Origin of the sequence: Sphingosinicella sp., assembly GCF_052388015.1 — a bacterium.
In the GTDB taxonomy this organism is placed as follows: Bacteria; Pseudomonadota; Alphaproteobacteria; order Sphingomonadales; family Sphingomonadaceae; genus Allosphingosinicella.
In genome coordinates this window covers 1-12104 of the sequence record NZ_JBQTIN010000007.1, presented here as the reverse complement: position 1 = coordinate 12104, position 12104 = coordinate 1, and the positions used below count along the sequence as shown (strand labels likewise).

The window sequence follows — 12104 nt, the reverse complement described above, 5'->3', positions numbered from 1 at the left end:
GGCAGGACGCCCTTGAGGGCGCGCCACGCCAGCTTGCCGTGCCCGACCTCGCGGCGGCCCGGGGCGCCGAAGCGGCCCACTTCGCCGACCGAATAAGGCGGGAAGTTGTAGTGGAGCATGAAGCGCTCGTACGACAGCCCGGTCAGGCCATCGATCATCTGCTCGCTTTCCTTCGTCCCCAGCGTCGTGGTGCAGATCGACTGCGTCTCGCCGCGGGTGAACAGGGCCGAGCCGTGGGTGCGCGGCAGGAAGCCGACCATCGCCTCGATCGGGCGGACCGTCTTCGTGTCGCGGCCGTCGATGCGGCGGCCATGCTTCAGGATCGCGGTGCGGACGATGTCCGCCTCCAGCTTCTTCACCAGCTTCAGCGTGCCCAGATATTGCGCCGGATCGCTGTCCTTGAGGTCGGCGAGCGCGTCGCGGGCCCTGGTGCGGGCCTCGTTGATCGCGTTCTGGCGCTCGGACTTGTTGGTGAGCTTGTAGGCGGCCTCCAGGTCCTTGCCGATCAGGTCCTTCAGGCGCTTCTTGGCGGCGGCCTGGTCCTCGACCGGCGCCAGCTCCCACGGGTCCCTGGCGGCCTGCTCGGCGAGGTCGATGATCGCGTCGATCACCTTCTGGCACTCGCGATGGGCGAACATCACAGCGCCCAGCATGACCTCTTCCGACAGCTCCTTGGCCTCGGATTCGACCATCATCACCGCGTCATGGGTGCCGGCGACGACGAGATCGAGCTCGCCTTCCTTCACCTCGTCCATCGACGGGTTCAGCTGATACTCGCCATCGCGATAGCCGACGCGGGCAGCGGCGATCGGGCCCATGAAGGGCACGCCCGAAAGGGTCAGAGCGGCGGACGCGGCGACCATCGCCAAGATGTCCGGCTCATTCTCCCCGTCGAACGAAAGCACCTGCGCAATGCAATTGATCTCATTGTAAAACCCTTCCGGGAAAAGGGGTCTGATGGGTCGATCGATCAGGCGGCTGGTCAGCGTTTCCTTTTCGGTCGCGCCGCGCTCGCGCTTGAAAAAGCCGCCCGGAATGCGCCCGGCGGCCGAGAATTTCTCCTGATAGTGGACGGTCAGCGGAAAGAAGTCCTGCCCTTCCTTGACCGAGCGCGCGGCGGTCACCGCACACAGCACCACGGTTTCGCCGAGGGTCGCGAGCACCGCGCCGTCGGCCTGGCGGGCGACGCGGCCCGTCTCCAGAGTGAGGGTCTTGCCGCCCCACTCGATCTCTACTTTCTTCATGTCGAACATTGGTTTTCCTTACACTCCCGCGCGCCCGATGCGGCGGGGGCCTCATGTGCGGGCATGATCGCCCGCGCCTTATCGGACCCCTATGGTCCGTCCCCGGCCCCGCCGGATTGCGGGCGCCGGATATGCGAAGCGGCCCCGCAGGGCCGCCTCGAAACTTTATTTGCGAAGGCCGAGTTTGGCGATCAGCGCGGTGTAGCGCTGTTTGTCCTCGCGCTTCAGATAATCGAGCAGCGAACGGCGCTTGTTGACCAGCATCAGCAGGCCGCGCCGCGAATGGTTGTCCTTGGCGTGGGCCTTGAAATGCTCGGTCAGATTGGCGATCCGTTCGGACAGGATCGCGACCTGCACCTCGGGGCTGCCGGTATCACTCTTGGCCCGGGCATTGTCCTTGATAATCTCTTGCTTGCGCTCTGCGGTCACCGACATCGTTCACTCCTTCGTTTCATTCCAGGTTGAAGCCGCGCACCACCCGGAGCTCGTCCCCGGAAAGCTCCACGAGCGCGACGGGCGTGTCGCCCGATATCGCAAGGTGGAGCCCCGGCTGTGCGGCGATCCCGATCACTGTCCGCCCCTGACGGAGCGCTCCTGCCTGATCGGGGGTGACGGGTAGAGCCGGGATGTCGTCCAGCCCCGCCGCCAGCGGCAGGAGGTGTTGTTCAAGGCTGCGCGCCTTAGCGGCATCGGCCAATTTGTCCAGCGAAATCGCGGATTCGAGGCCGAACGGGCCGGCCTTCGTCCGACGCAGCATGGTGACATGGCCGACCGTATCAAGGGCGCGGGCGATATCGCGCGCGAGCGAGCGGACATAGGTGCCCTTGGAAACCATGGCAGTGAGAGTGATGGACGGAAGACCCTCACCCTCACCCCCACCCTCTCCCGCAAGCGGGAGAGGGAGTAAAGGGCGCTGGTTCGCCCCTTCTCCCGCTTGCGGGAGAAGGTTGGGATGAGGGCCTTCTTTCACTTCTAGCGCGTGAATGGTCACGGATCGGCTCGCCAACGCGACCTCTTCTCCCGCCCGCGCCAGATCGTAGGCGCGCTTCCCATCCACTTTCAGCGCGGAGAAGGCGGGCGGCACCTGCTCGATCGCGCCGGTGAACCGCGGCAGGATCGCCTCGATTTCCGCCACCGCGGGCCGCCGATCCGATGTGGCGACGGCGACGCCCTCCCCATCTAGCGTGTCGGTCTCGACGCCGAACGCGATGGTGAACTCATAAACCTTGTCGCTGTCCAGCATCCGGCCGGCGAGCTTGGTCGCTTCGCCCAGCGCGACCGGCAGCACGCCGCTCGCCAACGGATCGAGCGTGCCGCCATGGCCCGCCCTGACCTTCGGATAGCCGCCTTCGCGGAGCGCGCGCTTGACCGCGCCCACGACCTGCGTGGAGCCGATGCCTACCGGCTTGTCGATCACCAGCCAGCCGTGCACGGCGCTCAGCCCTGCGCGGCGGTGCGGGTCAGCGCGAGACGCAGCTGCTCGCCATTCGCTTCGGCGAGCTTCTCCATGAAGTGGCGTCGGCACAGCGAGACGTAGCGATCGTTGCCGCCGATCTCGACCGAGGCGCCCTCGCTCACCGCATTGCCCTCCGCATCGACGCGCAGGTTCATCGTCGCCTTGCGGCCGCAATGGCAGATGCCCTTCAATTCCACGAGATTGTCGGCGAGCGCGAGCAGCGCCCCGCTGCCTTCGAACAGGTTCGCCTGGAAATCGGTCCTGAGACCATAAGCGAGCACCGGAATATCGAGCTCGTCGCAGATCGAGGCGAGCTGGACAACCTGGGCACGGGTCAGGAACTGCGCCTCGTCGACCAGGATGCAGTGCAGCTTGCGCTTCTTGAGCTCCTCCTCGACCTCATGCCTGATGTCGGTCGCGGCCTCATAAAGATGGCTGCCGGCGGTCAGCCCGATCCGCGAGGCGACCTTGCCGACACCGGCCCGATCGTCGAACGCGGCGGTCCAGAGCATCGTCTCCATGCCCCGCTCGCGATAGTTGAAATCGGCCTGCAGCAGGGTGGTCGATTTCCCCGCATTCATCGAGGCATAGTAGAAATAGAGCTTGGCCACCGGCCGCTTCTAACGCCGCGGCGCGACTTGGAAAGGCTCAGCGGCGACGTGGCCGCGGCGGTCCGCCCGATTCGACCACGCTGGCGACCCGGCAGCGCCAGCCGTCGGCGCGCAGCGTGCTGAACCGGTCGAAATCGCCGCCCGGCGACGGATTGAAGCGCAGCGAAGCGCTGTGGGTGAGCCGTGCGCAACCGTCGTGAACGCGGGCGTAATACCATCGTCCGGTATAGCCGCGGATATAGACGCCGCGATAAGGATCGACGACCGCCTCGAGATAGCGGCCCATTTCGCGGATGCGCGCCTCTTGCTGGCCGGGCGCGGGCGGATCGAGCGCGAGCGCCGGCGCGGCGCCGAGCAAGGCGGCGGCGATCAGAACACGTGCGATCATCTTGACCTCCCTAAAGGCTGCCCGCTTTTCGCTCAGGCCGGATGAACGCGGCCTTAGCGCGCCCGTTCCGACGCGAGGATCGAGAAAAGGACGGTGTCGCGGACATGACCGGTCCAGGTGATCCGGTCGGCGCGCAGCACGCCCTCGCGCACCGCGCCGATCTTGGCCAGCGCCGCCTGGCTGCGGGCGTTGCGGGCATCGACCCGGAACTCGACCCGGCGGACGTCGCAATCGAAGGCGCGGCCGAGCATCGCGTCCTTGGCGCGGCGGTTGAAGCCGGTGCCGCGAAAGGCGGGGCGGTAATAGGTGCTGCCGATCTCCACCACCTGCCGGCCCTCGTCGATGCCGAGGAAGCTCGACATCCCCACGAGCGCGTCCCCTTCGAACAGGACGAAGGTGCGGTTGCGCCGGTAGCCGGCGACCAGATCGATGTTGCGGTCGAAATCCTCCGGGCCGAAATTTATCGAATAGATTTGCCAGATGTCGGGGTCCTCCGCGCAGGCGGCGCGCAAGGCTTCGCGATGCCGCTCCTCGAACGGCTCGCCGCGCAATGCATCGCCGACCAGCGGCAGCCCCAGCTCAGCGGTCTTCATCCAGGTCCCTCGCAACGATGGGCGAGCGCAGCAGCGCATCGATATGGCTTCCCTCGTCGAAGCTCTCGTCCAGGAGGAATTTCAGCTTCGCGGCATATTTGGTGTTCACCCGGCGGGCGACCTCGCTTTGCAGAAAAGCGGTGTTGGTTCGGAGCGCCTTGAGCACCGCTTCGGAATTGGACCCGAGCAGCGGGATGACGAACGCCGTGGCGTGACGCAGATCGGGCGACATTCGGACCTCGGTGACCGACACGAGGTGGCTCGCCAATGTCTCGTCATGGACGTCGCCGCGCATCAGAATATCGCTCAGCGCGTGGCGCACCTGCTCGCCGACGCGCAGCAGGCGGACCGATCGGCCTTCCGGGGTTTCGTTGCGCTTCACCTCATCTCCCCAAACGCAATCGGGCGCAGCATCGCGGCCGCGCCCGAGCGAAACCTGAAACGGCGTCTACTTCTTGTCGTAGCCGCCCTTGTCGCCGCCCTTGTCCGCGGGCTTGTCGACCGGCTTGTCCATCGGCTTGCCGCCCTTGTCGTCCGTCATCGCGACTCTCCCTCTCGTGGAATATTGGAACCTAGAAGCATCGTTCCGCCGCGACAACGTGCGATCCCGACCAAAGGCTCCGCATCATGCGCTCATCGGGCGCCGGCCATCTCGCCCTTCATCGCCCGGGCGCTGAACGTGCCGCGGGCGACCAGCGCGCCCTCCGCGTCGAACAATTCCGCCTCGGTGAAGACGATCGTCTTGCCGAGGCTGACCACCCGGCCCCTGCCGACGAAGCGACCGGGACGGGCGGGCTTGATGAAAGAGATCGAGAAGTCGATCGTGGGTGCATAGACCGCGCCACCGGTCATCGCGAACAAAGCCGGTCCCTGCGTGTCGTCGAGCATCGCGGCGAGAAAGCCGCCTTGCACAGTGCCGGCCGGATTGACGAAGCGCCCGTCCGCCTCGAAGCCGATCTCGATCGTGCCCGCCTCTACGTCGACATCGCGCAAGGTCCAGCCGAGCAGACGCGACGCCGGCGGCAGCGGAAAATCGTCGAACACCGAGGGCGGCGGCGCCATCTCAGGCGTCGGGCATAATGTCATCAACTGTCACACCCAAAGCTCGCGCGAGAGAACGCCATAAGGCCGGCCGGCCCAGCCGCTCCCCATTCTCGATGTTGGAAAGAGTAGATGCATGCGTACTGGCCTTTCCGGCCAACTCTTCCAACGTCATTCCTCGATGCTTGCGCCAGACCCGCAGCGCACTTTCGCCGTTCAGGATGCTATCGACCACCTCGACGGGCAAATATTCCTCGCCCTCGATCCGCCTGCGCTCCGCAGCTTCGGCAGCCGAAGCGTCCGCTTTGTCTTCGACGATGTCTATGAGGCGCGCATATTCCTCCACGGGTAGCATCGCCATCTTCCGACCGGCGATCTCGACAATCTGTGCGGTCATGGGTTCACCTCATAAGCCGATCCGCGCGGGGCAATATCGTCGATCCACAACATGCCATCCTCGATCCGGAAGATGACCCGCCAGTCCTGAACGCGAAGACGATATTCAGGCCGACCCTGCAGCCGCTTCACGTTCGCGCTCAACAACAGAGGATTGGCCGCCAGCGCGCCGATCTTCTCCCGGATCAAGGTCCGCTTATTCGATCGGAGGAGCGCCTTCGCCGCCGATCGAGAAAAGCGGATCTCCATCGGTCGCGCTTTAGCATTTTCAGAAAATAAAAGCCATCCAAAGTTCGCGGCAAGCGAACTTCGCTTACAGCGTCCGCTCGCGCTCCTCGATCTCGAACGTCTCGAGCATGTCGCCGGGCTTGATGTCGGTGTGGCTTTCGAAGGTGACGCCGCACTCCAGGCCCGCGCGGACCTCCGGCACGTCGTCCTTGAAGCGCCTCAAGGAGGCGATCGCGCCGTTGTAGATGATCACGTCGTCGCGCATGATGCGCGCCTTCAGCGCCTTGCGGATGAAGCCCTCGGTGACCAGCAGGCCCGCCGCGCGGCCATGCTTGCCGGCGGAGAAGACCTCGCGGATTTCCGCCCGGCCGACGACATTTTCGATGATCAGCGGGCCGAGCTCGCCGGCCATCGCCGCCCGCACCGCATCGGTGAGATCGTAGATCACGTCATAATATTGCATCGCGACGCCCTGCCGCGCGGCAATCTCGCGCGCCTTGGCGTTGGCGCGGACGTTGAAGCCGATGATCGGCGCGCCGGACGCGCCGGCCAGCACGACATCGCTCTCGGTGATGCCGCCGACGCCGGCATGCAGCACGCGCGCCTTGATGTCGTCGTTCGAGATCTTGTTGATCGCGCTCACGATCGCCTCGACCGAGCCCTGCACGTCGCCCTTGACGACGAGCGGGAATTCGACCGCCTGTTTCTCCTTCAGGGCCGAGAACATCGTGTCGAAGTTCGCCGGGGCGGAGGCGGTGCGCTTGGTGTCGATCACGCTCTGGCGATAGGCGGCGACCTCGCGGGCGCGCGCCTCGTTCTCGACCACCGTCAGCGTATCGCCCGCCGACGGGACGCCGGACAGGCCGAGCACCTCGACCGGGAAGCTGAGCGGCGCCTCTTTCACCTGGCGGCCATGATCGTCGATCATCGCCCGGACCTTGCCGGAGATCGGGCCGGCGACGAAGATGTCGCCGACACGCAGCGTGCCGCGCTGGATCAGGACGGTGGCGAGCGGGCCGCGGCCCTTGTCGAGCTTGGCCTCGACCACCGCCCCTTCGGCGGGACGGTCGGGATTCGCCTTGAGCTCCAGCAGCTCGGCCTGGAGCGCGATCGCCTCCAGCAGGCCATCGAGATTGATCTTCTTGAGCGCCGAAACCTCGACATCCTGCACCTCGCCCGACATCGCCTCGACGACGATCTCGTGCTGGAGCAGCTCCTCGCGCACCTTCTGCGGATTGGCGCCGGGCTTGTCGATCTTGTTGATCGCCACGATCATCGGCACGCCGGCCGCCTTGGTGTGGTTGATCGCCTCGATCGTCTGGGGCTTGAGCCCGTCATCGGCCGCGACCACCAGGATGACGATGTCGGTGACATTGGCGCCGCGGGCGCGCATCTCGGTGAACGCCTCGTGGCCCGGCGTATCGAGGAAGGTGACCTTCGACTTGTCCTTCAGGGTGACCTGATAGGCGCCGATATGCTGGGTGATGCCGCCGGATTCGCCGGCGACGACGTTGGCGCCGCGGATCGCGTCGAGCAGGCTGGTCTTGCCATGGTCGACATGGCCCATGATCGTCACGACCGGCGGGCGCGGCTGCAGCGTTTCCGGCGCATCGACGTCGGCCTCCGCCTGGATGTCGACATCGGCTTCGCTGACGCGCCTGATGTTGTGGCCGAACTCGGTGACCAGCAATTCGGCCGTGTCCTGATCGATCACCTCGTTGACGGTGACCGGCATGCCCATCTTGAACAGGGATTTCACCAGATCGGCGGCGCGCTCGGCCATGCGGTTGGCGAGCTCGCCGACGGTGATCGCGTCCGGCACCGTGACGTCGCGGACCTGCTTGGCCGCGGGGCCGGACTGCATATGGGCGCGCTTTTCCTTCTCGCGGGCGCGCTTCAGCGCGGCGAGGCTGCGGGCGCGGGCGTCGCCGCTGTCGTCGAGGGCGCGGCTGACGGTGAGCTTGCCGCGCTCGCGGCGATGCTCCTCGCGGCCGCGCGCCGGGCGGGCGGGCTCGGGCCGCTTGACCGGGGTGAAGGCCTGGCGGGCGGGCCGGACATGGCCGGGGCGCCGCTCCTCTTGCCCTGCTTCTTCTGCCGGGACATCCTCGGGCTCAGCCGGGGCCGGCGCTTCGGTGGCACGGCGCGCCTCTTCCTCGGCCTGAATCCGGGCCTCTTCCTCGGCCTTGCGATTGTCCTCGGCGCGGCGCTTCTCGTCCTCGGTGACTTCCTTCGCCTGCTTGTCGTCGCGGCGGCGCGCTTCCTCGAGCGCGGCGAGCCGCGCCTCCTCGGCCTCGCGCAGCAGCTGCTCCTGCCGTTCCTTGCGGGTGGCGGCATCGTCGGCCGGACGCGCGGCGGGCTTGGGCGCCGGCTCGGGGGCACGCGCGACGGGCGCGGGCGGCGGCGCCGGCTCGGGCTGAGCCTGCGGCGCCTCGTTCTCGCCGGGCCGACCGAGGATGCGGCGCTTCTTCGTCTCGACCACGACGGTGTTCGAGCGGCCATGGCTGAAGCTCTGCTTCACCTTGCCCACCTCGACCGTGCGCTTGATGCCGAGCGGCGCCCGCACTCCCAGCTTCGGCTTGTCCGTCGTCTCGCTCACGCAAAATCCTTCTGATCACTCAAAGACGCGGCGCCCGGCGCTTCCGCCGACGCGGCGCTTAACCCAACATCCGGTCCGATAAAAGCGCGCCACCGCCCGATCGCGTGAAGCACACGCGCGGCGGCGGCACGATCGACAATGGCGACATGTACCACATTTTCGCGGCCCAGCGCCACCGACAATATGGTGCGGCCAAGAGGGAAAACCAACCCTTGCCGGCCGGAGCCCTCGGCATCCGAGCCGACCCGCCAGGCCTGATCGAGCTTGCGGTTGCCCTCCTCGCCGGCGTCGGCGGCGTGGATCAGCAGCGCGACCTTGCCCGATCGCGCCGCCGCCTCGATCCGCTCCGACCCGGAGACGAGGTTGCCAGCGCGGGCCTCCAGCCCGAGCCTGTCGAGCATCGTTTTCTCGAGCGCCGCCGCGACCCGCGCCCCGAGATCGTCCGGCACGGCAAGCTCGTTGGTCTTGAACGCCCGCGCCAGCGCGCCGCGCAATTTGCCCTTCGATTGCGCCGCATCGAGCGTGGCCCGATCGACGCCGATCCAGGCGCCGCGGCCGGGGGCGCGGGCGCGAACATCTGGGGCAACATCCCCGTCGGGCGAGAGCGCCAGGCGGATCAGTTCATCCCGCGGCGCCGTCCGCCGCGAGAGAATGCAGGTCCGCTCCGGCCTGTGGCCGTCCTTCAGGCGCTCATTGGGAGGTTCCCGCATCAGCGTCCTCCCCGGCCTTCGCGTCCTCGTCCTCGAACCAGTGCGCGCGGGCGGCCATGATGATCTCGTTGCCCTGCTCTTCGTTGAGGCCGTAATCGGCGAGCACGCCGCCCTTGTCCTCCGGCCGCTTGGCGACCGCGTCGGGCCGGCGGCGCGGCTCGACCCGGCGCTTCTGGATCAGCTCGTCGGTGGCGAGATCGGCGAGATCGTCGAGCGTCTTGATCCCGGCCTTGCCCAAGGTCACGAGCATCTGCTCGGTCAGATAGGGCATTTCGGCGAGATCGTCCTCGACGCCGAGCGACCGGCGCTCCTCGCGGGCCGCCTCCTCCTGGCGCTGCAAGGCCTCCTGCGCGCGGCTCTGCAGCTCCGCGGCGAGCTCCTCGTCGAAGCCCTCGATCGAGGCGATCTCCTCGGCCTCGACATAGGCGACCTCTTCCAGCGCGCCAAAGCCCTCGGCGACCAGCAGCTGGGCCAGCGTCTCGTCGACGTCGAGCTCGGTCTGGAACATCTCGGAGCGCTCGACGAACTCGCGCTGGCGCTTCTCGGAAGAATCCGCCTCGGTCATGATGTCGATGCCCTTGGCGGTGAGCTGGCTGGCGAGCCGGACGTTCTGGCCGCGCCGGCCGATGGCGAGGCTGAGCTGATCGTCGGGCACGACGACCTCGATCCGGTCCTCCTCCTCGTCGATGACGACGCGGGCGACGGCGGCCGGCTGCAGCGCGTTGACGACGAAGGTGGCGAGATCCTCGCTCCACGGGATGATGTCGATCTTCTCGCCCTGCAGCTCCTGAACGACGGCCTGGACCCGCGAGCCCTTCATGCCGACACAGGCGCCGACCGGGTCGATCGAGCTGTCATGGCTGATCACGCCGATCTTGGCGCGGCTACCCGGATCGCGGGCGGCGGCCTTGATCTCGATGATGCCGTCGTAAATCTCCGGCACCTCCTGCGCGAACAGCTTCTTCATGAAATCGGGGTGGGCGCGGGAGAGGAAGATCTGCGGTCCCCGATTCTCGCGGATCACGCGCAGGATGATCGAGCGGACCCGGTCGCCGACGCGGAGCAATTCGCGCGGAATCTGCGCGTCACGGCGGATCACGCCCTCGGCGCGGCCAAGATCGACGACGACATGGCCGAACTCGACCCTTTTCACGACACCGGTGATGATTTCGCCGCCGCGGTCCTTGAACTCCTCATATTGCCGCTCGCGCTCGGCGTCGCGGACCTTCTGGAAGATCACCTGCTTGGCGGCCTGAGCGGCGATGCGGCCGAACTCGATCGGCGGCAGCGGATCGACGATGAAGTCGCCCAGCTTGGCGTCCTTCTGAAGCTTCTGCGCGTCCTCCAGGTTCACCTGCTTGAAATAATCGTCGACCTCCTCGACCACCTCGACGACGCGCCACAGGCGCAGGTCGCCGGTGGTCGGATCGAGCTTGGCGCGGATGTCGTTCTCGGCGCCGTAGCGGGCGCGCGCGGAGCGCTGGATCGCGTCCTCCATCGCCTCAATGACGATCATCCGGTCGATCAATTTCTCGCGCGCGACCGCATCGGCGATCGCGATCAGCTCGGCCCGGTTGGCGGAAACGGCGCCCGGAGCGGGCGGGGTTGCGCTGGGAGCTTCGGTGGCCATGATGTTCAGTCCTGTTCCTCTGTGAGTTCTTCGAGAGTTTCTATTTCTTCCGCGCCCTCGGTGGAAAGCGGCCGGGTGGCGGCGATCAGCTTGTCGGTGAGCACGAGCTTGGCGGAATCGATCCCCGAGAAGGGCAGACGGGTTTCGCCCCGCCCCGGAACGTCGATCAGCACGTCCTCGCCCGCCGCGCCGAGCAGCGCACCACGATATTGACGCCGCGCACCCTTCTCGCCGGACAAAGTCAGCCGCGCCTCATGCCCCTTCCAGTCGTCATAATCGGCGAGCCGGGTCAGCGGCCGGTCGATCCCGGGCGAGCTGACCTCGAGCCTATAGTCGTCCGACAGATGCTCGTGCCGCTCGGCGATCCGCCGGTGCAGCCGCTCGCAATCGTCGATCGTCAGCTGGCGCGTGTCCGGCCGCTCGGCCATGATCTGGATCGTCGGGTCATCCTTGCCGCCGATCATCGTCACGCGCACGAGCGCCAGCCCCTCGGCCTCGACCTCGGGCTCGATGATCCGTTTCAGCTCGGCGATCTCCGCCACGCACGCTCCTGTGAAAATAAAGCTTCCCTGCCGCCGGCCCCGCCCCGGGGCCGACCTCAACGTCTCATCGATGTCGAGAAAGGCAGGAGCCATATAGGCTTTCGGCGGCGACGCGGCAAGCATGTTGGCGGGGCGCGCTTCGGACCTGGAACGGCTTGACCCGGCGGCGCGCCACGATCACCCTCTTTTCGGGAGGGCAATGATGCGCGCATTGGCCATGATCGTCACAGTGGCGGCCGTCCTGCTGGCCGGCCGCGCCGTCGCTTATGACATCCGTCCGGTGGCGGGCGTGCATGAGGCCTTCACCTTGCTCGCCCAGCGCTGCCAGACCGAGGCCGGCGCCGCGCAGCCGCGCGATTGCCTGCGCTATGCGGACGAGGTGAGCCGCTGGATCGGTCGCCGCCCGGACAGCACTTACGATCCGCTCCAGCTCGCGGTCCGCTGGGCCGACGACCCGCTGCGCCAGCTGAGCTCCGCCGCGGGCACCTTGCGCTACGGCCGGTCGATGTCGAGCAGCTGCCCGCGCGTCGTTCGCGAGACGGCGGCGATCGACCGGATGAGCCTCACCTGCGCCTCCCATTTCGGGCCGCTGCAATTCTTTCACGCCATGACCTCGGCCAATAACGAGACCGCCGAGCAGACCCGGGCGCGGATCCTCGACTGGTCCGA

15 protein-coding genes are annotated in these 12104 nt (G+C 67.0%); 1 reads left to right on the top strand and 14 read right to left on the bottom strand.

The window, feature by feature from the left end; all coding sequences use genetic code 11:
* The 14 genes from pnp to rimP all read right to left on the bottom strand — a co-directional run.
* Positions 1 to 1253 (bottom strand): polyribonucleotide nucleotidyltransferase (gene pnp, locus ACT4N3_RS00365; RefSeq protein WP_444853217.1); only part of this gene is annotated, 1253 nt, incomplete at its 3' end.
* Positions 1254 to 1409: 156 nt separating this feature from the next.
* Entirely contained in the window at positions 1410 to 1679 is a 270-nt protein-coding gene (rpsO, locus tag ACT4N3_RS00360) for a 30S ribosomal protein S15 (RefSeq protein WP_444853216.1), read from the bottom strand.
* Positions 1680 to 1695: 16 nt separating this feature from the next.
* The gene (gene truB, locus ACT4N3_RS00355; protein WP_444853215.1) at positions 1696 to 2676 is read right to left on the bottom strand and encodes a tRNA pseudouridine(55) synthase TruB; all 981 of its coding nucleotides are present in this window, start codon (positions 2674 to 2676) and stop codon (positions 1696 to 1698) included.
* A 5-nt stretch (positions 2677 to 2681) separates the two neighbouring features.
* Positions 2682 to 3311, bottom strand: a complete 630-nt coding sequence (locus ACT4N3_RS00350; RefSeq protein WP_444853214.1) for a thymidine kinase — start codon at positions 3309 to 3311, stop codon at positions 2682 to 2684.
* Between the two features lie 37 nt (positions 3312 to 3348).
* Positions 3349 to 3699 (bottom strand): hypothetical protein, encoded by a 351-nt coding sequence (locus ACT4N3_RS00345; RefSeq protein ID WP_444853213.1) that lies wholly within the window; start codon positions 3697 to 3699, stop codon positions 3349 to 3351.
* A gap of 53 nt (positions 3700 to 3752) precedes the next feature.
* Positions 3753 to 4292 carry a GNAT family N-acetyltransferase gene (locus ACT4N3_RS00340; RefSeq protein ID WP_444853212.1) on the bottom strand — a complete coding sequence of 180 codons (540 nt, stop codon included), beginning with the start codon at positions 4290 to 4292 and terminating at the stop codon, positions 3753 to 3755.
* A complete protein-coding gene (rbfA, locus tag ACT4N3_RS00335) occupies positions 4279 to 4674 on the bottom strand; it encodes a 30S ribosome-binding factor RbfA (RefSeq protein ID WP_444853211.1) in 396 nt (131 codons plus the stop codon). Before rbfA ends, ACT4N3_RS00340 begins: the two co-directional genes overlap by 14 nt.
* Positions 4675 to 4925: 251 nt before the next feature.
* The gene (locus ACT4N3_RS00330) at positions 4926 to 5354 is read right to left on the bottom strand and encodes a PaaI family thioesterase (RefSeq protein ID WP_444853210.1); all 429 of its coding nucleotides are present in this window, start codon (positions 5352 to 5354) and stop codon (positions 4926 to 4928) included.
* 1 nt (position 5355) lies between these two features.
* The gene (locus ACT4N3_RS00325) at positions 5356 to 5730 is read right to left on the bottom strand and encodes a helix-turn-helix domain-containing protein (protein ID WP_444853209.1); all 375 of its coding nucleotides are present in this window, start codon (positions 5728 to 5730) and stop codon (positions 5356 to 5358) included.
* On the bottom strand, positions 5727 to 5978 hold the full coding sequence (locus tag ACT4N3_RS00320; RefSeq protein ID WP_444853208.1) for a type II toxin-antitoxin system RelE family toxin: 252 nt from the start codon (positions 5976 to 5978) through the stop codon (positions 5727 to 5729). Before ACT4N3_RS00320 ends, ACT4N3_RS00325 begins: the two co-directional genes overlap by 4 nt.
* A gap of 64 nt (positions 5979 to 6042) precedes the next feature.
* Positions 6043 to 8553, bottom strand: coding sequence for a translation initiation factor IF-2 (infB, locus tag ACT4N3_RS00315; RefSeq protein WP_444853207.1), 2511 nt, complete (start codon positions 8551 to 8553; stop codon positions 6043 to 6045).
* Positions 8550 to 9263 carry a DUF448 domain-containing protein gene (locus ACT4N3_RS00310; RefSeq protein ID WP_444853206.1) on the bottom strand — a complete coding sequence of 238 codons (714 nt, stop codon included), beginning with the start codon at positions 9261 to 9263 and terminating at the stop codon, positions 8550 to 8552. Before ACT4N3_RS00310 ends, infB begins: the two co-directional genes overlap by 4 nt.
* Complete coding sequence (gene nusA, locus ACT4N3_RS00305) at positions 9244 to 10893, bottom strand: transcription termination factor NusA (protein ID WP_444853205.1); 1650 nt, start codon at positions 10891 to 10893, stop codon at positions 9244 to 9246. Before nusA ends, ACT4N3_RS00310 begins: the two co-directional genes overlap by 20 nt.
* A 5-nt stretch (positions 10894 to 10898) precedes the next feature.
* Positions 10899 to 11435 (bottom strand): ribosome maturation protein RimP, encoded by a 537-nt coding sequence (gene rimP, locus ACT4N3_RS00300; protein WP_444853204.1) that lies wholly within the window; start codon positions 11433 to 11435, stop codon positions 10899 to 10901.
* Positions 11436 to 11637: 202 nt separating this feature from the next.
* Here rimP and ACT4N3_RS00295 point away from each other — a divergent pair.
* Positions 11638 to 12104 (top strand): hypothetical protein (locus ACT4N3_RS00295; RefSeq protein WP_444853203.1); only part of this gene is annotated, 467 nt, incomplete at its 3' end.